We start from the raw sequence: 23,236 nt of genomic DNA on the forward strand, positions 1-23,236 counted from the left end.
TCCCATGTACGACACGATCATCATCGGGGCAGGTTCGGCGGGCTGCGTTCTCGCCAACCGGCTGAGTGCCGACCCCGGCCGCAAGGTTCTCGTGCTCGAGGCGGGACGGGCGGCGCCGATCGCCTCCGACATCCCGTCCGACTGGGTGACGATGTTCAATACCGGCGCCGACTGGGGCTACCACACCGAGCCGCAGGCGGGTTGTCGCGGCCGCCGCATCTTCTGGCCGCGCGGCAAGATGATCGGCGGCTCGGGCGCGCTCAACGCCATGATCTACATCCGCGGCCTGCCGTCGGATTACGACGGTTGGGAGGCGATGGGCTGCCCCGGCTGGGGCTGGAAGGACGTCTTCCCCGTCTTCCTCCAGTCGGAGGCCAATGCCGACATCAAGGACAGCCCCTACCACGGCAATGACGGCCTGCTGCACATCGGCAACGTGCCCTATGTCGACAGATACGAGCGCATGTGGATCGAGGCGGCGGAAACGGCCGGCTACGAATACAATCCCGACTACAATGGCGAGAAGCAGGAGGGTGTCGGCCTCTTCCAATTCACCATCAGGAACGGCGAGCGCTGGGGGACCGGCAAGGCCTATCTGCGGCCGGCGCTGGAGCGGCCGAACCTGACGCTGAAACCGGGCGTGCTCGTCACCGGGCTCATCGTCGAGAACGGGCGGGTCAAGGGCGTGAAGTACCTGGCCGACGGCGTGCCGGAGACCGCCTATGCGGAAAGCGAGGTGGTGCTGTCGTCGGGGACCGTCGGCTCCTGCCAACTGCTTATGCTGTCCGGCATCGGCCCTGCCGACGAGCTCGCGGCGGTCGGCGTCAGGCCGGTCCACGATCTTCCGGGCGTCGGCAAGGACCTGCAGGACCACTTCAACATCCCTATCACCTTCTACACCAGGGAGCCGATGGGTATCGGCGCCTGGACGGACGAGATCATCGCCCAAAGCTTCGAGGAATGGCGCGACCACCGCACCGGCATCCGCTCCTCGCCATGGGTCGCCTCGGGCGGGCATGTGTGCAGCCGGCCGGGTGTCGAGCCGGACCTCCAGCTCTACGGTGCTATCAGCCCGCATCGCGACTACGCCCGCTTCCTCGGCGGCCAGTCCGGCATCACCACGCACTCCACCCTGCAGCGGCCGAACAGCCGCGGCGAGATCAGGCTGCGCTCGGCGAACCCGATCGAATATCCCTCGATCGATCCAAAATACTTCGTCAGCGATCCCGAGGGCCTCGACCTCGCCACCCTGGTGGAAGGCGTCAAGATCAACCGGCGCATCATGCAGCAGTCGCCGGTCAGGGAGCTGGTCGACTATGAGGTCAGCCCGAGCGCCGAGTGCAAGACCGACGCGGAGATCGCCAACTACATCCGCGGCCACATGACGACGCTCTACCACCCGTCGTCGAGCTGCCGGATGGGCACCGACGCCATGGCTGTCATCGACCCGGCAACGCTCAAGGTGCACGGGCTCGAAGGCATCCGCGTCGCCGACGCCTCGGTGATGCCGAAGATGATATCGGGCAATCTCAACGCGGCGACGATCATGATCGCCGAGCGCGCCGCCCGGATGATCCTCGCAAACTGAAGAATCGGCATTGAAGGAGGAGGCGATGGCCAGGACAGGCTGGAATTTTCACGAACTCTATCTGTGGCACGATACCGGGACGGGCGCTCAGTTCTTCCCCGCCGGATTGACGGTCGAGCCCGGCGAGCACGCCGAGAATGCCGCCACCAAACGGCGCTTCAAGAACCTCATGGAAGTGTCCGGGCTCACCGAGCGGCTGGTCAGCATCAAGTCGGCGCCGGTGGACGAGGACGACCTCGCCCTGTTCCATACCCGCGACTACATCAGCCGCATCAAGGCGTTGAGCGACGAGCGCGGCGGCGAGGCGAGCTACCTCACGCCGTTCGGGCGCGGCAGCTACGAGATCGCCTGCCTTGCGGCCGGCGGCACCCATGCGCTGATGGACAAGGTCCTGTCCGGCGAGATCGACAACGGCTACGCGCTCGTGCGGCCGCCGGGACACCATGCCGAAAGCGACAAGGGCATGGGCTTCTGCCTGTTCGGCAACATCCCGGTCGCCATCCTGAAGAGCCGCAAGACGCACCGGTTCGACCGCGTCGCGACCGTCGACTGGGACGTGCACCACGGCAACGGCACGCAGGCCGCCTTCTGGGCCGATCCCGGCGTGCTGACCATCTCGCTGCACCAGGAGCGGCTCTACCCGCACGACAGCGGCGACCGCGAGGAGCGGGGTGCCGATGCCGGCTTCGGCTATAACATCAACGTGCCGCTGCCGGCCGGCAGCGGGCACGGCGCCTACATCGCCGCCTTCGAGCAGGTGGTGCTGCCGGCGCTCAAGGCCTACAGGCCGGACCTGATCGTCGTGCCGTCCGGCTTCGACGCCTCCGGCGCCGATCCGCTTGGCCGGATGATGCTGCACAGCGAAACCTACCGCGAGATGACGCGCATGCTGATGGAAGCAGCCGACGCGCTTTGCGGCGGCCGCCTGATGATGTCGCATGAGGGCGGCTATTCAGCAGCCTACGTGCCTTACTGCGGACTTGCGGTGATGGAGCAACTCTCCGGCATGAAGACCCACATCGACGATCCCTTCCTGCCAGTGTTCCGCGCCTATCATGGCCAGGACATCCAGCCGCACCAGCAGGCCGCGGTCTCGGCCGCGGCGGAACTTGTCGGCGCGATCAAATGACCGCGGAAGCCGGCGAGCAGGAACGTCGAGCTGGAAAGCCAGGCCGCGGGCGCCGCGACGGCGAACCTTTAGGCCGTGAGCGCATAGACCGACGTACGGAAGACGAGGGCGTCGGCCACCCAGGCCGGATTGTATCCGCCGCCCGAGACGGAAGCCGAGCGCCAGCGGGCGAACCGTCTATCGTTGATATTCTCGGATGACCCGCAGGAACGCATCGCCATAGCGCTCCAGCTTGGACTGTCCCACGCCGGAGATTGCAAGGAGCGCATCCCGGCTGGCCGGGCGGCTGGTGGCGAATGCAACCAGCGTCGTGTCGGGGAAAACCACATAGGGCGGGACCGAAAGCTCCCTGGCGATGGCCAGCCGAGCGGCCCGCAATGCCTCGAAGAGCTCCATGTCAGAGCCTTCGAGCGCGGATTTGGCGCTCGCCGGACCCGTTGGCTGACGTCGTGCCGCCTTACCCGTCGTCGGACGGTCCTTGCGGAAGCGTATCTCGCGTTCGCGCCTGAAGACGGCGCGCGCACCCGGCTCCAGCTTCAGCGCGCCGAAGGCGTCGTGATCGACCGCGACGAGGCCGGCGGCGAGAAGCTGGCGGTAGACCGACTGCCAGGTTTTCGGCGGGATATCCTTGCCTGCACCGAAAACCGGCATGTCGGCATGGCCGAAGCGCAGCGTCTTCTCGTTCCTGTCGCCGGTGAGCACGTCGATCAGATGACCGGCGCCGAAACGCTCGCCGGTCCGGTAGACCGCCGCCAATGCCTTGATGGCGGCATCCGTCCCGTCCCAGGTTTCCACCGGCTTGAGGCAGGTGTCGCAGTTGCCGCAATTGCCCGCATGGGCCTCGCCGAAATGGGCAAGGATAGCCTGCCTCCGGCAGCCGGGCGTTTCGCAGATGGCAAGCAGCGCATTGAGCTTGGCGCGCTCGACGCGCTTGATGTCGTCGCCCGCGTCGCTGCCGTCGATCATCCGGCCGCGCTGGATGACATCGGCCATGCCGTAGGCCATCCAGGCATCGGACGGCAGCCCGTCGCGCCCGGCGCGGCCTGTTTCCTGGTAATAGGCTTCGACCGAGCCCGGCAGATCGAGATGGGCGACGTAGCGCACGTTCGGCTTGTCGATGCCCATGCCGAAGGCGACCGTGGCGACGAGGCAGAGGCCCTCCTCCCTTAGAAAGGCGTCCTGATTGGCGTCGCGCACACCGCGGTCCATGCCGGCATGATAGGCGAGCGCGCGGATGCCCTGTCCGTTCAGCCATTCGGCCGTGTCCTCGACCTTGGCGCGCGACAGGCAATAGACGATGCCGCTCGATCCCTTGTGGCGCGACAGGAAGCGCAGGAGCTGCTGGCGCGGCTGGTCGCGCTCGACGATCTCATAGGCAATGTTGGGGCGGTCGAACGACGTCGTGAACACCTCGGCGTCCTCGAGGCCCAGCCGCTCGATGATGTCCATGCGGGTATGCGGGTCGGCCGTCGCCGTCAGTGCGATGCGGGGCACGCCCGGAAAATGCGCGGCAAGATGGCCGAGCTCGCGATATTCCGGCCGGAAGTCGTGCCCCCATTGAGAGACGCAGTGCGCCTCGTCGATCGCAAACAGCGCGATCCTGGCATTGCCGATCAGGTCGCGGAAGCCGGGCGTGACGATGCGCTCGGGCGTGACGTAGAGAAGGTCGAGATCGTCGGCGGAGATCGCTCGGCGGACCTCCGAAAACTCTTCGCGCGTCAGCGAGGAATTCAGCGCGGCGGCGCGTACGCCGAGCTGTCTCAGGGCCTCCACCTGATCGCGCATCAGCGCGATCAGCGGCGAAACGACGATGCCCACGCCGCGGCGGCAAAGCGCCGGAACCTGGAAGCAGAGCGACTTGCCGGCGCCGGTCGGAAAAAGCACCACGGCATCGCCACCCGCCACGACCCGCTCGACGACGGCGGCCTGCTTGCCGCGAAACGCGGCATAGCCGTAGACGCGCTTCAGCACGGCAAGCGGATGCTCGGCGCCGTCACGGCCAATCAGCGGATCGAAAAGGCTTTGGGTCTGCGACATGGAATCGTTTTCGTGGGGCGCCCGGTCTTATGGCACAAATCCCGCGGCACGAGGCAACATACGATAGCGAAGGCAGGAGGGGCCGCAAGGCAAGGCGCCGCTCAAACAGCTGCACGTCCGGTTCCGACGACCAGTTCGACGCGATCGGCCGGGAACCGCGTCACCGAATACTGGATCGGCGTGCCGGACAGGTCGGCGTTGAGCGCCCGGGTGACGATGACGATGGCGCCGGGCGCAAGCCGCAGCTCCTGCCTGTCGACCTCGTCGGCGTGGCGCGCCTCTATTCCGGTCGAGGCGCGGCGATAGTCGGCGACGCCGCAGGCCGCCAGCGCCTCGGTGATCGAACCGGTCGTTGCATAGATGTCGGCGATCCCCGGGAAGCGTTCCGCGTCGAACCATGAGGTGGCGCGCGACACCGGCACGCCGTCGGCCGTCCCGAGGCTCTCGATGCGTATCGATCGAGCCCCGGCCTCGAGGCCGAGCGCCGAGGCGATCGGCTCGCGCGCCGGCTCGATCATCGCGCTCATCATTTCGCTGCGCGTCTCGCGCGCCTGGTCGTGCAGGCCGGCGGAAAACCGCGTGCGCTCGCCGATCGGGTAGACGAGCCGCTTCTGGCGGCGGACATAGGTGCCGCGTCCCTGTTCCGATTGCAGCACGCCTTCATGCGCCAGCGCCGAGATCGCGGCGCGCACCGTATGCCGATTGACGCCAAAGCGTTCGGCGAGCCGGGATTCGGGCGGCAGACGGCCGTTCGCATCGGCCAGCCCGGTCGCGATGCCGTGGCGGATGCCGTCGGCGATCTGCCGCCACAAGGCGACGCCGACACCGCGCTGAAGCCCTGACCTCTTTTCCATTCCGGCCGCCTGCCCGTTTGTCATCCGCCCGTCATGCGGAGGCGCTAGGCATGGGTTAACTTATCGAGTTGTCTAGATCAATAGACAAATTGAGGATCCCGATGGAAGCAGAAGCCCACATTGCCGTCCGGAAGAACCGCATGTCGGTTCTGGCGCGCTGCAATGCCGGCCGGCTGCAGGAACTGTGGGACAGGCTGGGCCTCGATCCCGCGCACAAGACCCTGCGCGGTCCGGAATCCGGCCTGGTCATGCTGCGCGGGCGCGTCGGCGGCACCGGCGAAGCCTTCAATCTCGGCGAGGCGACGGTGACGCGCGCCAGCGTCAGGCTGGAGGACGGATCGGTCGGTCACGCCATGGCGCTGGGACGCGACGGCGCCAAGGCGCGGCTTTCGGCAATCATCGACGCGCTCTGCCAGAACCTGGAGACCGCGGCGCTGATCGACGCGGAAGTGGTCGCGCCGATGCAGGAGGAACTGGACCGGGCCGACGAGACCCGCCGGCAGCAGACGGCCGCGACGCGGGTCGATTTCTTCACCATGGTGCGCGGAGAAGACTGATGCAGGCCGAGGCGCACATGCTCGAGGGCGGGTTCGCCGAACCGGTGCTGGAAGCCCAGGCGACGTTCCGCGCCGTCATGGATGCGATGGCGCGACCGGCCGGCATCGTGAGAATCGGGCCGAATGCGACACCGCCCGCGCCGCTGACGCCGCTGGCCGGCGCCATTGCATGCACCTTATTGGATGCCGACACACCCGTCTGGCTGGACCCTTTGCTAAGCGGAAGCGAAGCGGTTCGGGCCTGGCTGGGCTTTCACACCGGCACCCGCTTTGCCAGCGCGCCGGACGAAGCCACCTTCGCGCTGTTCCGCGATCCGGCCGGCATGCCGCCGCTCGACCAGTTCGCACAGGGCACGCAGGAATATCCGGACCGCTCGACCACGTTGATCCTTCAGCTCGAATCCCTGGAGAGTGGGCCTCCGCTGACCTTCGGCGGGCCGGGCATCAAGCGTGAAGCAACCATCGCGCCGCGCGGCCTGCCGGCCGATTTCGCCGCGCAATGGGCGGAGAATACGAGGCGCTTCCCGCGCGGCGTCGACCTGATCCTGACGGCCGGCGATGCGCTCGCCTGTCTGCCGCGCTCGGCGCGCCTCATGGAGCGGGAGGGCTGAGCCATGTATGTCGCCGTCAAGGGCGGGGAAGCCGCCATCGACAATGCCCATCGCCTGCTGGCCGACCGCCGCCGCGGCGACCGTTCGGTGCCTGCATTGACGCTGGACCAGATCGCCGAGCAGCTGGCGCTCGGCGTCGACCGGGTGATGAGCGAGGGCTCGCTCTACGATCGCCGGCTGGCAGCGCTGGCGATCAAGCAGGCGCGCGGTGACCTGATCGAGGCGGTCTTCCTGGTCCGCGCCTATCGCACGACCCTTCCCCGTTTCGGCTACGCCGAGCCGGTCGACACCGGCGCCATGCTGATCGAGCGGCGGGTCTCCGCCTGCTACAAGGATCTTCCCGGCGGACAGCTGCTCGGCCCGACCTTCGACTACACGCACCGCCTGCTCGACGAGGAACTGGACGGCGATGCCGAAGTGGGGCCGGGCCGCCTGCGGATGGGCGCCGAAGAGCCGGTATCGCGCATTGCCGACATCCTGGGCGCCGAGGGTCTGATCGAGGAAGACCTCGACCCGTCACCGCTCGACGAGCCGGGCGACATCAACCAGACGCCAATGGAGTTTCCACTGTCGCGCGCCATGCGGCTGCAAAGCCTGTCGCGCGGCGACGAAGGCTTTCTCCTGGCGCTCGGCTATTCGACGCAGCGCGGCTACGCCCGTTCCCACCCCTTTGCCGGCGAAATCCGCATCGGCGAGGTGGAGGTGGAGGTCTGTTCGCCGGAGCTCGGCTTCGCCGTGCCGGTCGGCCGCGTGCAGCTCACCGAATGCCAGATGGTGAACCAGTTCAAGGGATCGGCCAAGGCGCCGCCGCAGTTCACCCGCGGCTACGGCCTGATCTTCGGCCAGTCCGAGCGCAAGGCGATGGCGATGGCGCTGTGCGACCGCGCGCTGCGCGCCGAGGAGCTGGGCGAGGACATCGTCGCGCCGCCGCAGGACCAGGAGTTCGTCATCTCCCACTGCGACAACGTGCAGGCGACCGGCTTCGTCGAGCATCTGAAGCTGCCGCATTATGTCGACTTCCAGGCCGAGCTCGGCCTGGTGCGCTCGATGCGCGCCGAACACGCGGAGCCACGGGACGAGAGCCTCCCGGACATGAAGGAGGCGGCAGAGTGAACGCGCCCACCTACAACTTCGCCTACCTCGACGAGCAGACCAAGCGCATGATCCGGCGCGCGATCCTGAAGGCGATCGCCATCCCCGGTTATCAGGTGCCGTTCGCCAGCCGCGAGATGCCGATGCCTTATGGCTGGGGCACCGGCGGCGTGCAGGTGACGGCCGCGATCCTCGGGCCGGACGACGTGCTGAAAGTCATCGACCAAGGCGCGGACGACACCACCAACGCCGTGTCGATCCGAAAATTCTTCCAGCGCGTCGCGGGCATCGGGACGACGACCAGCACCGGCGACGCCACCATCATCCAGACCCGTCACCGCATCCCCGAGCAGCCGCTGCATGAGGGGCAGGTGCTGGTCTACCAGGTGCCGATCCCCGAGCCGCTGCGCTTCCTCGAACCGCGCGAGACCGAGACGCGCAAGATGCATGCGCTGGAGGAATACGGGCTGATGCATGTCAAGCTCTACGAGGACATCGCCCGCAACGGCCACATCGCGACAACCTACGCCTACCCGGTGAAGGTCGAGGGCCGCTATGTGATGGATCCCTCGCCGACGCCGAAATTCGACAACCCGAAGATGCACATGTCGGCGGCGCTCCAGCTCTTCGGCGCCGGCCGCGAGAAGCGCATCTACGCGCTGCCGCCGCACACCGAGGTCGTCAGCCTCGACTTCGAGGACCATCCGTTCGAGGTGCAACGCTTCGACAAGCCCTGCGCGCTGTGCGGCGCCGAGCAGGTCTATCTCGACGAGGTGGTGCTGGACGACCGCGGCGGCCGTATGTTCGTCTGCTCGGACACGGACCATTGCGAGACGCGGCGGGCCAACGGCTTTTTCGGCGAGATGGCGGAGGGAGGGCACGACGCCCAAACCTCCCCCTTGAGGGGAGGTCGCACCGAAGGTCCGGGTGGGGGTGAAGACGGCACAAACATACCCCCACCCCTAACCCCTCCCCTCAAGGGGGAGGGGAACCTGTCCCGCCCTGTCGCCGGGGTGGGGTCGTGCAAGACGTCCGAGACCTCCTCTTTCGACTGCGTCGCGCAGGCGGAGGGTACCCCACCCGGCCGGACTTCGTCCGGCCACCCTCCCCTCAAGGGGGAGGGATCCCGGTGAACGAATTCCCGCTTCTCTCTGTCCGCTCGGTCACCAAGACCTATGGCGCGCGCATCGGCTGTGCCGACGTCAACTTCGACGTCTGGCCGGGCGAGGTGCTGGCCGTCGTGGGCGAGTCCGGCTCCGGCAAGACGACGCTGCTCAACTGCATCTCGACGCGGCTGGAGCCGACGGCGGGCACCGTCTCCTACCGCATGCGCGATGGCGAGATGCGCGACCTCTACCGCCTAGGCGAAGCCGAGCGCCGTTTCCTGCTGCGCACCGACTGGGGTTTCGTCCACCAGAACCCGGCCGACGGGCTGCGCATGACGGTCTCGGCCGGCGCCAATGTCGGCGAGCGGCTGATGGCGATCGGCGACCGCCACTACGGCAGGATCCGCGACACGGCCACCGACTGGCTGGGTCGCGTCGAGATCGGCGCCGACCGCATCGACGACCAGCCACGCGCCTTCTCCGGCGGCATGCGCCAGCGCCTGCAGATCGCGCGCAACCTGGTCACCGCTCCGCGCCTCGTCTTCATGGACGAGCCGACCGGCGGCCTCGACGTCTCCGTGCAGGCGCGCCTGCTCGATCTGCTGCGCGGGCTGGTGCACGACCTCGGCCTGGCCGTCATCATCGTCACGCACGACCTTGCCGTGGCGCGTCTCCTGTCGCACCGCATGATGGTGATGAAGGACGGCCGCGTCGTCGAGCACGGCCTGACCGATCGCCTGCTCGATGATCCGCGGGCGCCGTATACGCAGCTCCTCGTCTCTTCGATCCTGCAGGTCTGAGGCCGCGCCATGCCCCCTGTCCTCGTCGTCTCCCGCCTCGCCAAGACCTTCACCATGCACCTGCGCGGCGGCATCGAGCTGCCGGTGATAGCCAATGCCGCCTTCGCCCTGCATCCCGGTACCTGCGCCGTGCTCGGCGGCCCCTCGGGTGTCGGCAAGAGCTCGATCCTGAAGATGCTCTACGGCAACTACGCCGCCAGCTCGGGCCGCATCCTCGTTCGTCACCGCGGCGGCGAGGTCGATCTCGTCACGGCCGAGCCGCGCACGATCCTTGACCTGCGCCGCGAGACCATCGGCTATGTCAGCCAGTTCCTGCGCGTGGTGCCGCGCGTCGGCGCGCTCGACATCGTTGCCGAGCCGCTGGTCGAGCGCGGCACGGACCGCCGGGACGCGGCGCGGCGCGCCGGCGACCTGCTGGCCAGGCTGAACCTGCCCGAACGTCTCTGGTCGCTGCCGCCGGCCACCTTCTCGGGCGGCGAGCAGCAGCGGGTGAACATCGCCCGCGGCTTCATCACCGACCATCCCATCCTCCTGCTCGACGAGCCGACGGCTTCGCTGGATGCGGCGAACCGCGCCGTGGTCGTGGAGATGATCGCGGAAAAGAAACGCGCCGGCGTGGCGCTGCTCGGCATCTTCCACGACGTGGAAGTGCGCAACGCGGTGGCAGACGTCGTCATCGACGTGGCCGGCTTCGCCCCTGACCGGAAGGCGGCCTGACCATGGCCCGCTTGTCCGAAACGCCCGTCGTCCATCCGACCGCCAGGCTCGAGAACTGCACGCTCGGCCGCTACACCGAAGTGGCCGAAGGCGGCCGGCTGATCGAGACCGAGCTCGGCGACTACTCCTATGTGATGGAGAACTGCCAGAGCTGGTGCGTCACCATCGGCAAGTTCGCCAATATCGCCGCCTCGGTGCGCATCAACGCCACACATCATCCGATGTCGCGGCCGACGCTGCACCACATCACCTACCGCGCTTCCGACTATTTCGACGATGCCGAGCACGAGGCGGATTTCTTCGCCGCCCGCCGCGCCAGGCGGGTGTTCATCGGCCATGATACCTGGATCGGCCACGGCGCCACCATCCTGCCCGGCGTCACCATCGGCGACGGCGCGGTGGTCGGCGCCGGCGCCGTCGTGACGAAGGACGTGGCGCCCTACGCCATCGTCGGTGGGGTGCCCGCGAAATTCATGCGCGAGCGCTTTCCGACGGACATCGCCAGGCGCCTGCAGCAGCTTGCCTGGTGGGACTGGCCGCACGCCCGGCTGCGCTTTGCGCTGGACGATTTCCGCTATCTCGGCGTCGAGGAATTCCTGGAGCGGCACGAAGGTGCGTCCTGGCGGCAGGCGGCTGTGGATCGTCATGGAACTGACATCCAGGCGACAACCGGCCTTCATGCTGCGGGGTTAAGCCCATGATGGGGCAATGCATTGCCGCGACCTCCGCCGCCGGCAACGCCGATAGAGCAGCGGAAGACACATCCTCGCAGACTGCCTCTCGACTTTCGACCGCATGGCAAGGAGCGACATCCGATGACCGCCATTTCCATTCGAAACCTCTCGAAAAGCTTCGGCAAGAAGCGCGCGCTCGACAATGTGAGCCTGGACATCCAGCGCGGTGAAATGGTTGCGCTGATCGGCGCGTCCGGCTCCGGCAAGAGCACGCTGATCCGGCACATCTGCGGGCTCGAGATCGGTCAGGCCGGGCAAAGCACGGTCGAAGTGCTGGGCAGTTCGATCCAGCACGGCGGACGGCTGGCGACCAAGGCGCGCGACATGCGGCGCAACATCGGCGTCGTCTTCCAGCAGTTCAACCTCGTCGGCCGGCTCTCGGTCCTGTCCAATGTCCTGCTCGGCAATCTCGGCCGCATTCCCGTCTGGCGCGGCACGCTCGGCTGGTTCACCGCGGAAGAGAAGAAAGCGGCGCGCGCGGCGCTCGCCCGCGTCGGCATTCCCGAGGTCGCCTGGCAGCGCGCCTCGACGCTGTCCGGCGGGCAACAGCAGCGCGCCGCGATCGCACGCACGCTCGTCCAGCGCTCCAACATCCTGCTCGCCGACGAGCCGATCGCCTCGCTCGACCCATCGTCCGCCCGCCGCATCATGGAGATCCTCGCCGCGGTGAACCGGGAGGAAAATATCACCTGCGTGGTGTCGCTGCACCAGGTCGAATATGCGCGCCGCTATTGCCCGCGCACCGTCGCGTTGCGCGACGGACGGATCGTCTTCGATGGACCTTCGTCCGAGCTCACCAACCCGATGCTCGTCGAGCTCTACGGAGCCAATTCCGAGGAGCTGATTTTGCCGGAGGCGCTACCGCAGCCGGCGAAACCGAAGCGCGTCGCTGAACCCGAGCGCGTTCCGGCCTTCGCGTAACCAACAACCACCAACAGGGAAGCCAGTCATGAACGGATTCTTGAAGGGCGTGGCAGCCGCTGCCTTCGCCATCGCGCTGTCCGGCGCGGCCTATGCCGAGGAAATCAACTTCGGCATCATCTCGACGGAATCGCAGCAGAACCTGAAGCCGAAGTGGGAGCCGCTGCTGGCCGATCTCGCCAAGGCAACCGGCCTCGACGTGAAGCCGTTCTTCGCTTCGGACTATTCGGGCGTCATCGAAGGCATGCGCTTCGGCAAGGTGCAGATGGCCTGGTACGGCAACAAGTCGGCCATGGAAGCCGTCGACCGCGCCGACGGCGAGGTGTTCGTGCAGACCGTCGCAGCCAGCGGCGAGCCCGGTTACTACTCGCTCATCCTCGCCCCCAAGGACAGCAAGCTGAACACGGTCGAGGACCTGCTGACCTGCGACCAGTCGCTCAACTTCGGCCTCGGCGACCCGAACTCCACCTCGGGTTATCTCGTGCCCATGACCTTCGTTTTCGGCGCCAACAAGGTCGATCCGAAGACCTGCTTCAAGAACGTCACCAACGCCAACCACGAGACCAACGCCATGGCCGTCGCCAACGGTCAGGTCGACGCGGCGGCGAACAACACCGAGAACATGGCGCTGATCGAAAAGAACCAGCCGGCCGCCTTCGAGAGGGTCAAGGTGATCTGGAAGTCGCCGCTGATCCCGTCCGACCCGCTGGTCTGGCGCAAGGACCTTTCGGACGAGACGAAGACCAAGATCAAGGACTTCTTCCTGACCTACGGCACCGACAAGTCGAAGGGTGATGTCGCCCGCGAGAAGGAGGTGCTCGCCGGCCTCGAATGGGCCCCGTTCCGCGCTTCCAGCGACGACCAGCTGCTGCCGATCCGCGTCATGGAGCTGACCAAGTCGATCGCCAAGATCGAAGCCGACGCCTCCCTCTCCGACGCCGACAAGAAGGCCCAGATCGCGCCGCTCGAGGCGCAGAGGGCCGAGTACGAAGCCAAGCTGAAGAGCGTTCAGGGCTGATACCGGTCGGCCCCGTTCGTCGGGCCAGCTTCCCTCGCGCGTCGCCGCACGGCGGCGGCGCGCAAATTCCCAGGACATCGTCATGGATCAGACCGCCAAGACCGCGACTGCCCAGGCCGCCCGCCCCGAAGTGGAGCGGGACTGGTCCCGCAGCGCGTGGACCTGGGCCAGCTGGATCACACTCGGCATCCTGCTGATCTGGAGCTGGTCGCCGGCAGAGATGTTCCGCTGGACGTTCCTGGTCAGCGACGCCGGCAACATGGCCGAATATGCCAGCGGCTTCGCGCGCCCCGACTTCTCGCAGTGGCGCTATTACATCGACGAGATGCTCGTCACCATCCAGATCGCGCTGTGGGGCACCTTCCTCGCCGCGGTCGTCGCCGTCCCCTTCGGCATCCTCTCGGCGCGCAACATCGCGCCCTGGTACGTCGTCCAGCCGGTCAGGCGCCTGATGGACGCCTGCCGGTCCATCCACGAGCTGGTCTTCGCGGTGCTGTTCGTCGTCGCGGTCGGCCTCGGGCCCTTCGCCGGCGTGATGGCGCTGTTCGTCCACACCACCGGCATCCTGGCAAAGCTCTTCTCCGAGGCTGTCGAGGCCATCGACGCCCGCCCGGTCGAGGCGATCCGCGCCACCGGCGCCTCGCGGCTGCAGGAGGTGGTGTTCGGCGTGGTGCCACAGGTCATGCCGCTGTGGATGTCCTACGCGCTCTACCGCTTCGAATCCAACGTGCGCGCCGCCACCGTGCTCGGCGTCATCGGGGCCGGCGGCATCGGCCAGGTGCTGTTCGAGTCCATCCGCGGCTTCTACTACCCGCAGGCTTCCGCCATGCTCATCATCATGCTGGTGACGGTGTCGCTGATCGACCTTTTGTCGCAGCAATTGCGCAAGCTGTTTTTGTGATGCGCCACGCCCTCTATTTCACGCCGGAACCGGACGACGCGCTGACCCGCGCGGCGCAGTCGTGGCTCGGGCGCAGTGCGTTCGCGGTCGAGACGGTCGCCTCCCCCGCGCCGGCCGGTTTCACCACCGACGAGTTTCGCCGGGTTACCGGGGAGCCGCGCCGCTATGGCTTCCACGCCACCCTGGTCGCGCCATTCCGCCCGCGAGAGGGCCTTTCGCGGGAAGCCCTGACAGATGCCGCCGACAGCTTCGCGCAACGCTGCGCGCCCTTCACCATTCCCGCACTGGCGATCACACGGATCGGCGGCTTCTTCGCGCTGACGCCGACGGAATCCGACCGTGTCGCGGCCCTGGCATCCGCCGCAGTGGATCATTTCAACGATCTGCGCGCACCGCTGGCGGCGGCGGACATCGAGCGGCGCCGGCCGGACCGCCTGTCGGAGCGCCAGCGCGCCTATCTCGACCGCTACGGCTATCCCTATGTGAAGGAAGAATTCCGCTTCCATATGACGCTCACCGGTTCCCTGGAGCCGGAAGTCGCGACCCGGATCGAGCCCGCCCTGCAAAACCATTTCGCGCCGCTGCTCGCGCGGCCGGTCCGGGTCGGCTCGGTCGCGCTGTTCGTCGAGCCGGAGCCCGGCGCCGATTTCACCGTCCTGTCCACCCACCGTTTCGGCATCGCCGAAGCGAGAAAGTCCGCCTGACATGCCGCAAGAGACCGTTCTCACCAACGCACGGGTCGTCCTCGAGGACGAGGTGATCGCCGGCACCGTCGTCCTGCGTGACGGGATGATCGCGGCGCTCGAAACCGGCGGTGTGGGCCGCGGCGAAGACATGGACGGCGACTATCTTGTCCCCGGCCTGGTCGAACTGCACACCGATCACCTGGAGTCCCACTACAGCCCCCGGCCGGGCGTGGTCTGGGAGTCGATCGCAGCGTTGCAGGCGCATGACGCGCAGGTCGCCAGCTCGGGCATCACCACCGTCTTCGACTGCCTGCGTCTCGGCTCCGACGAGGATGACGGCTTCGAGCGTGGCGAGATGCGCGCCATAGCCGACGCCATCGAGACGGCGGGAGCTGAAGACCGGTTGCGCGCCAGCCACCTGATCCACCTGCGCTGCGAAGTGTCGGCAGGCAATGTGCTCGACCATTTCGCGGACTTTCGCGGCGACTCGCAGGTCCGGCTGGCGTCGCTGATGGATCATGCACCCGGCCAGAGGCAGTTCCAGACACTCGATGCCTATACGCTCTACTACAAGAAGAAGCGCGGCCTGACGGATGTCGAGTTCGAGCGCTTCATCGCCCGCCGTATCGAAGAGTCGAACCGCTACGCCGCTCCGCATCGCCGCGCCATCGTCGATGCCTGCACGGAGCGCGGCATTGCGATCGCCAGCCATGACGACGCCACCATCGAGCATGTCGAGGAATCGAAAGCCTTCGGCGTGCGGCTGGCGGAGTTCCCGACAAGCATGGAGGCGGCCAAGGCTTCGCATGAGGCCGGCATGGCCGTGCTGATGGGCGCGCCCAACGTGGTGCGCGGAAAATCCCATTCCGGCAACATCTCGGCCAAGGCGCTGGCCGACGCCGGCGTGCTCGACGTGCTGTCGTCGGACTACGTGCCCTTCAGCCTCATCCACGCGCCGTTCGTGCTCGCCGAGGCAGGCATGGTGCTGGCGGAGAGCATCCGCCTGGTGACGGCGACGCCCGCCCGCGCGGTCGGCCTCGACGACCGCGGCCGCATCGAACCCGGACTGCGCGCCGACCTCGTGCGGGTGCGCCATCGTTCCGGCATCCCGGTCGTGCGATCGGTGTGGCGCGAGGGCCGGCGCGTTGCGTGAAGGCGCAGCCGATTTGGCACCGCGAGCGCAACACGGTTGCTTGATTGCCGTCGTCGGCCCAAGCGGTGCGGGAAAGGACAGCCTGATCAATTATGCGCGAGAGAGGCTGCCGGCGGACCCGTCCGTTCTGTTCGTTCGCCGTGTCGTGACGCGCACCGCTCTCGCAGGCGCCGAAGACCACGACTCGCTGTCCGTCGCTTCGTTCCAGGCATTGCAGGCGGCAGGCAGGTTCGCGGTGACCTGGGAAGCACACGGGCTGCTTTATGCGATCCCGGCGCATGTGCGCGAACATCTTGCGTCAGGTGGCGTGGCCGTCGTCAATGGATCGCGCGCGGCATTGCCGGCGATCCGTTCCGTCTTCGGTCGTGTGCTCGCGGTGCACGTCACCTGCAATCCCGACGTTCTCTCGGTGCGGCTTGCCGCCCGCGGTCGGGAAGACCCGCAACAGCAGCGAAATCGTCTCGCTCGGGCGGCGCTGCCAGGCGACGATTTGGCCGATGCGATCGAGATCGACAACAGCGACGAACTCGCCACTGCCGGCGACGCACTGGTGACAGCCATACGAACGGCGACTGGGGGCGGCTTCTGAATGCAGGGCGAACTGCCTCGGGACACCGTTTTGGCGAAAGTGCGCGTTTAATCCGACCTTAAGACGTTCAAGAGTTTGGGCCAATCCCGGCTTCGGATCGATCCGGGCCTAGACGCGATCCTCCAACGTCCCGGACGAGCCGAGAGCTCCCTGAGGTGCTTCAAGCAGCAGCTTCGAATTTTCCGGGCGAGCCTCCAGGATGCCGCGTTCTATGTCCAGCGCGATCTCGACGACACGCTGGTTTACCGGAGAACTCCGGCCTACCGACCGCAGCTTGTCGACGACGAAGCCGTTGACCTCGCGAACCTCGGCCCGGCGTCCCTTGCGCCAGTCCTGGAGCGACGTGGTCAAGGTGTCCGGCTGGGAGAACGTCTTCAGCACCTCCTCGAAAATCTGGTCGACATACCGATCGGGATGATTGCTCATCACCGGCGGCATGCCGATGATCGGGACGATCCTTGCGCCGTCGGCGAGCGCAGCCTGCATCGCCTCGTAACCGGCGGCCCGCATGACCTCGAGCATGTCCGGCGCCCGCGCGGCATCCGCCAGCGGCAGGTTGACGATGGCGGAAGGGATCAGTTCGGCGGCATTGACGACGAGCTTCATCCACTTGGCCGAGACGATGTCCTGCGTCACTTCGACGGTGCCCGAATTGCGAAGCAGGACCGCCACCTCCTCGACCCGCTCCTGCATCCTGGGATCGAGCGCCCCCAGCGCGAACCATGAGCTGTCATGATCGTTCTGCCTGTTGGTCACGCCGGGAACGAACATGTTGGAGGCGATCTCGATGACCGCGGCTATGGTGCGGTGGCGCCCCACCACGCTTGCGATGTCCTCATGCGTCATGCCGTTCTGAAGGCCGACGACAAAGCCGTCCGGCGCGAGAACGGGTTCGATCAGCTGGCACGCCCATTTGGTATCGTAGGCCTTGACGACCAGGAACACGAGATCGAACGGCTCGCGAATTTCAGCCACCTGGCAGAGATGCAGCGCCGGCACCTTCGCGTTCACTGTGCGGGTCGGCAGATTGACGGTTATGCCGCTGGCCCGGATCGCCTCGACATGCGCCGGCCACTGCTCGATGAACGTGACGTCCAGCCCGGCGAGGGCGAAGTCGGCGCCGATAGACGCCCCCTGCGCGCCGGTTCCGACAAACGCAATCCTGGGACCGGCTTTGTCTTTCCATGTCATCTGCATTTATCCTTGTGGAGGAAGAGTTCAGGCCCGTCGGACGTCCGCCGGCGGCATGACTTGCGCCGGCTGATCAAGCTGGCTCCGAGTGCGAGCAAAGCGCTATTGCAGGTCCCCTGTCAGAAGGCTGCTGTTCGCGATCCCGGCCTGCCTGTCGCCCCGCTCGATCTCGAGCGCCATCGCGACGACCCGCTCGTTCACGGGCGCCGGCCTGCCGTGCTTGCGTAGCGTCTGCGCGACATGCCCGTTCAGGTCCAGCACCTCGGCCCGCCGGCCCTTTCGCCAGTCCTGCAGCACGGTGGTCAAGGTGTCGGCCATCATGAATGTGCTGAGCACCTCGTCGAAGATGAGGTCGACATAACGATCGGGGTCGTTCGTCCTCGGCGGCGGCATGCCGAGGATCGGCACGATGTCTGCCCCGTCGGCCAGAGCCGCGTGCATCGCCTCGTAGCCGGCTGCCCGCATGAGGCGCTCCATGCCCGGCATGCGCACTGCCTCGGCAAAGGGCAGGTTCAGGATCGCCGAGGGGACAAGCTGGGCCGCATTGACGATCAGCTTCATCCACTTGGCCGAAACGATGTCGTCGCTCACCTCGACGCGGCCGCTGTCGCGCAGGACGCCGGCGATCTGTTCGACGCGTTCCCGGTTTTCGGGCGCGAGCGGCCCGAGGGCGAACCACGACGTGTCGTGATCGTTCTGGCGGTTGGTGACGCCGGGCTCGAACATGTTGGACGCCATGTCGAAAACGGCGCCGACACACCTGTTCTCCCCGACGACCGAGGCGATCGCGGTATGCGTCATCCCGTTCTGCAGGCCGACCACGAGACCGTTAGGTGCCAGCACCGACTCGACCAGCTGGCAGATCCATCTGGTATCGTAGGCCTTGACGACGACGAAGATCACGTCGAACGGCTCGCGCAGCTCCGCCACCTGGCACAGATGCAGGGCGCGGACTTTCGCATTGATCGACCGCTTCGGCAGATTGACCGTGATGCCGTTGGCCCGCATGGCCTCGACGTGGGCAGGCCATTGTTCGATCAGGGTCACGTCCCGCCCCGCCAGCGCCAGATCCGCGCCGATCGAGGCGCCCTGCGCCCCGGTGCCCACGACGGCTATCTTCAGTTCATCCGTTTTGCGCCACACCGTCTCGATCCGTTTGCTGGCCGGTTGAAATTGCATCCCCGGACGTTCCCGGCAGGTCAGATCGCTCCTTCACGGAGCTGCGTCGGAATGCCGAGCTGCGCGACGATACGACGGCCCGAAGCCTCAAGCTCGCGCTTCACCCTATCCACGTCGCCCCACAGCAGCCTGCCGTCGCGTTTGCGGAACTTTCCGGCGATCAGAACGTGTTCGACATTGCCGATGCCCGCCTGCATGACGACGGTCGAGTAGGGATCGTGCACCGGCGTCATGTTCCAGGCGGCGGCATCGAGAACGACGATGTCGGCCTGCTTGCCCGGTGTCAGCGAGCCGACCTTGTCGTCGATGCCGAGCATGCGCGCGGTCTCGATGGTAATCCAGCGCAGCGCGTCCTTCGTGCTGACGGAGCAACTGTCCGGAATCCCGCCGTCGATCTCCCGCCTGGCGGCATTGTCCAGCGCACGCTGGCAGGCGAGCGCCATGCGGCCCACCGCGAACATGTCCGCGCCGACCACCGACTCGATGTCGACGCCGAAGCTCGGCTGGCCGCCGGCCGCGAGCACGCGCCCGGTGATCGGCCTGCCATGGCCCTGCGTCATCTCGTTCTCGGCCGTGACCGTGAAGGAAACGCCGGCCTCGACGAAACGCCTTATCTGGTCGTCGGTGAGATTGTTGCCGTGGACGATGTTGATGTTGCTGCCGACCAGCCCCTCGGCCTCCAGCGTCTCCCAGCCACCCGGCGTCCTGGCCTGGCCGCCGCCCTGGTGCATGGAGGCGACCAGGTCCAGTTCCCGCGCCAGGCGGAAGTCGGCGCGCGCCACCTCCATGGTCGAATAATGCGGCCCCAGGATCGCCATGCCGAGGGTCATGAGTTGGTCGCGGCTGGAGAAGCGCGTGCGCATCAGCCGCTCGATCTCATGGCGGGGATGCGGCACTTCCGAGAAGTGCGGCTCGCCCGGCTTCGGGTCGGGCTTGGGCGAACCATGCAGGAAGACGGAGCGGATACCGCTCTCGAAGAGCCCGTCGACGGCAGCATCCGTATGCGCCGGCGTCGGGTTGTTGTGGCACCAGTCGCCGAGCGTGGTCGCGCCCGCATTGATCTGGCCAAGCGCGCCGGCCAGCGTCGCGACATAGATGTCCTCGGGGCGGAAAGCGGCCGCCAGGCCGCGGTGCACCCAGCGGAAATAGTCCATCAGCGTCATGTTGGAGCAGAGCGAGCGCAATCCGGTCTGCCAGGTATGCATATGGCCGTTCACCAGGCCGGGGATGACGATGCGGCCACGCCCGTCGACGACCTCGGCTGCGTCCGCGCTCAAGTTGGGACCGACGGCGGCGATCCTTTCTCCTTCAACCAGAACGTCGGCATCCCGGAAGCTGCCGATGGCGTCGTCCATCGTCAGGACGATCGCGTTCCGGATGAGGATTCCGTGCTGCGTCATAGTGGGGCTGCGATCTCGCCGAAGGGCACCAACGCCGGATCGACGTCGAGCCGACGGTCTTGCCGCCGCCCGAACGGAACCCGCCCCGGCTTCCTTCCGGATGCCGGGCCGGCATCCCCGTCTTCAGCTGCCATCACGACCCGCATCCGGCGCCTCCTCCGGCCTGCCAATGGAAATCGGCGATCATGCGCCTGTCATGTGCGTGATTGTCCGCAGCGCGGATGAGGGCGCAAGTCGCAAGATTCTCATTACGATCATCGGTTTTTTCATTCTGGGAAAAGTATCGCCGACATTTTCCGCTTCGTTTCCTATCGTTTCGGTGCGCGAGGCAGCCGGCCGGAACATGCCTGCCCGCTGCGGCGACGGGGTCCGGCGGACCGACCGTCCGTCGGCTGCCCGGATTCTCTGGGAGGAATCGAACGATGCTCTTTGCGATCCACGCTCTCGACGGCAAGGATGGGCTGAGCCTGCGCGGCACCTGGCAGGATGCGCATTTCGCGCACCTCAGGACGGTCGGCGACTGCGGCGTACGAATCGTCATGTCGGGTCCGCTGGTGGAGGACGACGGATCGACCATGAAGGGCAGCCTCCTCGTGGTGGAGGCGGAAGGACGCGCCGCCGTGGAGCGCTTCAACAACGCCGATCCCTACAAGACCGCAGGCGTCTGGGACACGGTCACCATCACCGCCTTTCTGAGGAAGAACGGCTGACGTCGCTTGCGACGGACCGTAACGGGAGGATCGGCATGCGCGTCGCCGTCGCGGGTCTGGGCTGGTGGGGCAAGCAGATCATCGGCTGCCTCGGGAAGAGCCCGCTTTTCGAGGTGATCTATGGCGTCGATCCGACGCCACCCGCGGGCGCACTCGACTTTCTCGAGCAGCATGGCGTTCGGCACGCCCCCGAGCTCGCGGCGGTGCTGGCCGACCCGCGGGTCGAAGGCGTCGTCCTGGCGACGCCGCACCAGATGCATGAGGAGCAGTGCCTGGCGGTTATGGCGGCAGGCAAGGAGCTGTTCTGCGAGAAGCCGCTCACCATGACTTCGGCCGGGGCGCAGCGCGTCGTCGATGCGTGCAGGGCGGCCGGCAAGGTTCTCGGCATAGGCCACGAACGGCGCTACGAGGAATGTTTCGAACGCGTGCAGGCGCTCATCGACGACGGCACGCTTGGCCGGCCGCTGCTCTACGAAGCCAATATCAGCCACGACCTGTTCAGGAACATCGACCGCTCCAACTGGCGGCTCGATCCGAAGCATGCCCCCGCCGGCATGATGACGGCGACCGGCATCCACCAGACCGACCTCTGCTGCGCTTTCTTCGGTGCGCCGGCCGAGGTGCGCGCGCAGACCTCGAGCCTGATCTTCGAGCCCCCTGCCACCGATTTCGTCACGGCATCCATCACCTTCCGATCGGGCGCCCGCGGCGCCATCACGCTGCTGTCCTGCACACCTTATTACGGCCGCGTAACGGTCTTCGGCGACAAGGGCTGGGTCGAGGTCGTGACGGAAGGCAATGTCGATCAGGGCAGGCCGACCGTCGTGACGCTCTGCACCGGCACCAGCGAGCCGCGGCAGGTGACGGTCTATCATCCGACCGACACGGTGACGGCGAACTTCGAGGCATGGGCCGAGGCCGTCGCCGGCCGCAGGCAATATCGCTTCACCCACGAGCAGGTGCTCGACAACGTGCGCATCTTCGAAGGCATCGTCACCTCCGCCGCGCAGGACGGCAAGACCGTCGTTTTTTAGGGTATCGATCCCTAAAAACTGCAGATTTTTCGCAAGAAAGATCCTGAAACAGGCAGGAAAAGACCGGCCACCGTTCCATTTTTGGTCGATCTTTCCGGCGGTCAGCTCGCCGTCTGGCGGCTCGGGAACAGCCAGGGCCGCATCGACGGATGGCTGGGCATGGTGCGCGGCGCATACTGTGCTTCTACGCCGAGTTCCTCGGCCGCGTGCCAGGCAAAGCGCGGATCCCACATGGCGCCACGCGCCATGACGACGAAATCGGCCTTGCCGGAGGCGACGATCTCCTCGGCCTGCCGTATGGTGCCGATCAGCCCGACCGCCATGGTCGGCATGCCGGCCTCCCTGCGGATCGTCTCGGCTAAGGGCACCTGATAGCCCGGTCCGAGCGGAATCGTCTGGCGCGGATCGAGCGCGCCACTCGAGGCGTCGATGTAGTCGCAGCCGAGCGCCTTCAACTCCCTGGCGAGCACCACCGTGTCCTCGACCGTCCATCCGCCCTCGATCCAGTCGGTCGCGGAAACGCGGACGCCCATCGGCTTTTCCGACGGCCAGGCGGCGCGCATGGCCTCGAACGTCTCCAGCGCGAAGCGCATGCGGTTTTCGAGGCTGCCGCCGTACCGGTCGGTGCGCCTGTTCGACAGCGGCGACAGGAACTGATGGAGCAGGTAGCCGTGGCCGGCATGCATCTCGACAAGGTCGTAGCCGATGCGTTCGGCGCGGCGCACCGCCGAGACGAAATCGTCGCGGATGGCATGAATCTCCTCGACCGTCAGCGCCCGCGGCGCGTGCCAGCCCTCGTCGAAGGGGATCGCCGACGGCGCCACCGTCTCCCAGGCACCCTGCTCCGCGGTGAGCGGCTTGCCGCCCAGCGCCGGCGGCAACGTTGAGCCCTTGCGGCCGGCATGGCCGAGCTGCAGGCCGTGCTTCGCCACGCCGTACTGCCTGCAGAAGTCGATGACCCGCTTCATCGCGGCTTCGTTGTCGTCCGTATCCATGGTCGCGCATTTCAGCGTGATGCGGCCGATCTTATTGACGTGGGTCGATTCCGTCATCACCAGGGCACCGGAGCCGCCGAGCGAGAACTGGCCGAGATGCATCAGGTGCCAGTCGTTTGCCGATCCGTCGGTCGAGTTGTACTGGCACATGGGCGAGACGACGAGGCGGTTGGGCAGGGTCAGCCCGCGCAGCGTGATCGGCGAAAACAGGGCGCTGGTCATGTCGGGGTTCCT

Annotated in this window: 22 protein-coding genes and 1 pseudogene; 17 read left to right on the top strand and 6 right to left on the bottom strand. The window is 66.8% G+C overall.

Annotation, left to right across the window (positions count from 1 at the left end; all coding sequences use genetic code 11):
- The first annotated feature begins 4 nt into the window (after positions 1–4).
- Together C7I84_RS02870 and C7I84_RS02875 are read left to right on the top strand one after the other, a co-directional pair.
- Positions 5–1,588: a GMC family oxidoreductase gene (locus C7I84_RS02870; protein ID WP_106770645.1), complete on the top strand. Its 1,584-nt coding sequence runs from the start codon at positions 5–7 to the stop codon at positions 1,586–1,588.
- A 25-nt stretch (positions 1,589–1,613) separates the two neighbouring features.
- Entirely contained in the window at positions 1,614–2,717 is a 1,104-nt protein-coding gene (locus C7I84_RS02875; RefSeq protein ID WP_106770646.1) for a class II histone deacetylase, read from the top strand.
- Positions 2,718–2,894: 177 nt separating this feature from the next.
- On the opposite strand, the gene recQ is transcribed toward C7I84_RS02875, so the two are convergent.
- Positions 2,895–4,754 carry a DNA helicase RecQ gene (recQ, locus tag C7I84_RS02880; RefSeq protein WP_106770647.1) on the bottom strand — a complete coding sequence of 620 codons (1,860 nt, stop codon included), beginning with the start codon at positions 4,752–4,754 and terminating at the stop codon, positions 2,895–2,897.
- Between the two features lie 101 nt (positions 4,755–4,855).
- Positions 4,856–5,608, bottom strand: coding sequence for a phosphonate metabolism transcriptional regulator PhnF (phnF, locus tag C7I84_RS02885; RefSeq protein ID WP_106770648.1), 753 nt, complete (start codon positions 5,606–5,608; stop codon positions 4,856–4,858).
- 101 nt (positions 5,609–5,709) lie between these two features.
- Between phnF and phnG the strand changes: the two genes are divergently transcribed.
- From phnG to phnN, 13 genes and pseudogenes are all read left to right on the top strand, one after another.
- Positions 5,710–6,165: a phosphonate C-P lyase system protein PhnG gene (gene phnG / locus C7I84_RS02890; protein WP_106770649.1), complete on the top strand. Its 456-nt coding sequence runs from the start codon at positions 5,710–5,712 to the stop codon at positions 6,163–6,165.
- Entirely contained in the window at positions 6,165–6,776 is a 612-nt protein-coding gene (phnH, locus tag C7I84_RS02895; protein ID WP_106770650.1) for a phosphonate C-P lyase system protein PhnH, read from the top strand. Before phnG ends, phnH begins: the two co-directional genes overlap by 1 nt.
- A gap of 3 nt (positions 6,777–6,779) precedes the next feature.
- On the top strand, positions 6,780–7,889 hold the full coding sequence (locus tag C7I84_RS02900) for a carbon-phosphorus lyase complex subunit (protein ID WP_106770651.1): 1,110 nt from the start codon (positions 6,780–6,782) through the stop codon (positions 7,887–7,889).
- Positions 7,886–8,734, top strand: a pseudogene (locus C7I84_RS02905) (alpha-D-ribose 1-methylphosphonate 5-phosphate C-P-lyase PhnJ); the annotation flags it as partial. The gene C7I84_RS02900 and the pseudogene C7I84_RS02905, both read left to right, overlap by 4 nt.
- 263 nt (positions 8,735–8,997) lie before the next feature.
- Positions 8,998–9,774 (top strand): phosphonate C-P lyase system protein PhnK, encoded by a 777-nt coding sequence (gene phnK / locus C7I84_RS02910; RefSeq protein ID WP_106770652.1) that lies wholly within the window; start codon positions 8,998–9,000, stop codon positions 9,772–9,774.
- Between the two features lie 9 nt (positions 9,775–9,783).
- Entirely contained in the window at positions 9,784–10,491 is a 708-nt protein-coding gene (gene phnL / locus C7I84_RS02915) for a phosphonate C-P lyase system protein PhnL (protein ID WP_106770653.1), read from the top strand.
- Positions 10,492–10,493: 2 nt separating this feature from the next.
- A complete protein-coding gene (locus tag C7I84_RS02920) occupies positions 10,494–11,192 on the top strand; it encodes a DapH/DapD/GlmU-related protein (RefSeq protein ID WP_106770654.1) in 699 nt (232 codons plus the stop codon).
- Positions 11,193–11,306: 114 nt separating this feature from the next.
- Positions 11,307–12,146 carry a phosphonate ABC transporter ATP-binding protein gene (phnC, locus tag C7I84_RS02925; RefSeq protein WP_106770655.1) on the top strand — a complete coding sequence of 280 codons (840 nt, stop codon included), beginning with the start codon at positions 11,307–11,309 and terminating at the stop codon, positions 12,144–12,146.
- Positions 12,147–12,174: 28 nt separating this feature from the next.
- Entirely contained in the window at positions 12,175–13,164 is a 990-nt protein-coding gene (gene phnD, locus C7I84_RS02930; protein WP_106770656.1) for a phosphonate ABC transporter substrate-binding protein, read from the top strand.
- A gap of 82 nt (positions 13,165–13,246) precedes the next feature.
- The gene (gene phnE / locus C7I84_RS02935) at positions 13,247–14,065 is read left to right on the top strand and encodes a phosphonate ABC transporter, permease protein PhnE (protein ID WP_106770657.1); all 819 of its coding nucleotides are present in this window, start codon (positions 13,247–13,249) and stop codon (positions 14,063–14,065) included.
- Entirely contained in the window at positions 14,065–14,769 is a 705-nt protein-coding gene (locus C7I84_RS02940; RefSeq protein ID WP_106770658.1) for a DUF1045 domain-containing protein, read from the top strand. The genes phnE and C7I84_RS02940 overlap by 1 nt, the downstream gene beginning before the upstream one ends.
- Position 14,770: 1 nt before the next feature.
- Positions 14,771–15,904 carry an alpha-D-ribose 1-methylphosphonate 5-triphosphate diphosphatase gene (locus tag C7I84_RS02945; RefSeq protein WP_106770659.1) on the top strand — a complete coding sequence of 378 codons (1,134 nt, stop codon included), beginning with the start codon at positions 14,771–14,773 and terminating at the stop codon, positions 15,902–15,904.
- Positions 15,905–15,944: 40 nt separating this feature from the next.
- The gene (phnN, locus tag C7I84_RS02950) at positions 15,945–16,493 is read left to right on the top strand and encodes a phosphonate metabolism protein/1,5-bisphosphokinase (PRPP-forming) PhnN (protein WP_106770660.1); all 549 of its coding nucleotides are present in this window, start codon (positions 15,945–15,947) and stop codon (positions 16,491–16,493) included.
- 108 nt (positions 16,494–16,601) lie between these two features.
- On the opposite strand, the gene C7I84_RS02955 is transcribed toward phnN, so the two are convergent.
- From C7I84_RS02955 to C7I84_RS02965, 3 genes are all read right to left on the bottom strand, one after another.
- Complete coding sequence (locus C7I84_RS02955; RefSeq protein ID WP_106770719.1) at positions 16,602–17,684, bottom strand: ketopantoate reductase family protein; 1,083 nt, start codon at positions 17,682–17,684, stop codon at positions 16,602–16,604.
- A 102-nt stretch (positions 17,685–17,786) separates the two neighbouring features.
- On the bottom strand, positions 17,787–18,863 hold the full coding sequence (locus C7I84_RS02960) for a ketopantoate reductase family protein (protein ID WP_106770661.1): 1,077 nt from the start codon (positions 18,861–18,863) through the stop codon (positions 17,787–17,789).
- 20 nt (positions 18,864–18,883) lie between these two features.
- Positions 18,884–20,263: an amidohydrolase family protein gene (locus tag C7I84_RS02965; protein WP_106770662.1), complete on the bottom strand. Its 1,380-nt coding sequence runs from the start codon at positions 20,261–20,263 to the stop codon at positions 18,884–18,886.
- Positions 20,264–20,685: 422 nt separating this feature from the next.
- On the opposite strand from C7I84_RS02965, the gene C7I84_RS02970 reads away from it, so the two are divergent.
- Positions 20,686–20,973, top strand: a complete 288-nt coding sequence (locus C7I84_RS02970; protein ID WP_106770663.1) for a YciI family protein — start codon at positions 20,686–20,688, stop codon at positions 20,971–20,973.
- 35 nt (positions 20,974–21,008) lie between these two features.
- Positions 21,009–22,007, top strand: coding sequence for a Gfo/Idh/MocA family protein (locus C7I84_RS02975; RefSeq protein WP_106770664.1), 999 nt, complete (start codon positions 21,009–21,011; stop codon positions 22,005–22,007).
- A gap of 101 nt (positions 22,008–22,108) precedes the next feature.
- Here C7I84_RS02975 and C7I84_RS02980 read toward each other — a convergent pair whose 3' ends face one another.
- Complete coding sequence (locus tag C7I84_RS02980; RefSeq protein ID WP_106770665.1) at positions 22,109–23,224, bottom strand: NADH:flavin oxidoreductase/NADH oxidase; 1,116 nt, start codon at positions 23,222–23,224, stop codon at positions 22,109–22,111.
- Between the last annotated feature and the right edge of the window lie 12 nt (positions 23,225–23,236).

Source organism: Kumtagia ephedrae (assembly GCF_003012745.1).
Lineage (GTDB): Bacteria > Pseudomonadota > Alphaproteobacteria > Rhizobiales > Rhizobiaceae > Kumtagia > Kumtagia ephedrae.

Bases quoted from the DNA above. Each gene is read 5' to 3' on its own strand.
- C7I84_RS02870 (WP_106770645.1), top strand. From the start codon at position 5: ATGTACGACACGATCATCATCGGGGCAGGTTCGGCGGGCTGCGTTCTC.
- C7I84_RS02875 (WP_106770646.1), top strand. From the start codon at position 1,614: ATGGCCAGGACAGGCTGGAATTTTCACGAACTCTATCTGTGGCACGAT.
- recQ (WP_106770647.1), bottom strand. From the start codon at position 4,754: ATGTCGCAGACCCAAAGCCTTTTCGATCCGCTGATTGGCCGTGACGGC.
- phnF (WP_106770648.1), bottom strand. From the start codon at position 5,608: ATGGAAAAGAGGTCAGGGCTTCAGCGCGGTGTCGGCGTCGCCTTGTGG.
- phnG (WP_106770649.1), top strand. From the start codon at position 5,710: ATGGAAGCAGAAGCCCACATTGCCGTCCGGAAGAACCGCATGTCGGTT.
- phnH (WP_106770650.1), top strand. From the start codon at position 6,165: ATGCAGGCCGAGGCGCACATGCTCGAGGGCGGGTTCGCCGAACCGGTG.
- C7I84_RS02900 (WP_106770651.1), top strand. From the start codon at position 6,780: ATGTATGTCGCCGTCAAGGGCGGGGAAGCCGCCATCGACAATGCCCAT.
- phnL (WP_106770653.1), top strand. From the start codon at position 9,784: ATGCCCCCTGTCCTCGTCGTCTCCCGCCTCGCCAAGACCTTCACCATG.
- C7I84_RS02920 (WP_106770654.1), top strand. From the start codon at position 10,494: ATGGCCCGCTTGTCCGAAACGCCCGTCGTCCATCCGACCGCCAGGCTC.
- phnC (WP_106770655.1), top strand. From the start codon at position 11,307: ATGACCGCCATTTCCATTCGAAACCTCTCGAAAAGCTTCGGCAAGAAG.
- phnD (WP_106770656.1), top strand. From the start codon at position 12,175: ATGAACGGATTCTTGAAGGGCGTGGCAGCCGCTGCCTTCGCCATCGCG.
- phnE (WP_106770657.1), top strand. From the start codon at position 13,247: ATGGATCAGACCGCCAAGACCGCGACTGCCCAGGCCGCCCGCCCCGAA.
- C7I84_RS02940 (WP_106770658.1), top strand. From the start codon at position 14,065: ATGCGCCACGCCCTCTATTTCACGCCGGAACCGGACGACGCGCTGACC.
- C7I84_RS02945 (WP_106770659.1), top strand. From the start codon at position 14,771: ATGCCGCAAGAGACCGTTCTCACCAACGCACGGGTCGTCCTCGAGGAC.
- C7I84_RS02955 (WP_106770719.1), bottom strand. From the start codon at position 17,684: ATGACATGGAAAGACAAAGCCGGTCCCAGGATTGCGTTTGTCGGAACC.
- C7I84_RS02960 (WP_106770661.1), bottom strand. From the start codon at position 18,863: ATGCAATTTCAACCGGCCAGCAAACGGATCGAGACGGTGTGGCGCAAA.
- C7I84_RS02965 (WP_106770662.1), bottom strand. From the start codon at position 20,263: ATGACGCAGCACGGAATCCTCATCCGGAACGCGATCGTCCTGACGATG.
- C7I84_RS02970 (WP_106770663.1), top strand. From the start codon at position 20,686: ATGCTCTTTGCGATCCACGCTCTCGACGGCAAGGATGGGCTGAGCCTG.
- C7I84_RS02975 (WP_106770664.1), top strand. From the start codon at position 21,009: ATGCGCGTCGCCGTCGCGGGTCTGGGCTGGTGGGGCAAGCAGATCATC.
- C7I84_RS02980 (WP_106770665.1), bottom strand. From the start codon at position 23,224: ATGACCAGCGCCCTGTTTTCGCCGATCACGCTGCGCGGGCTGACCCTG.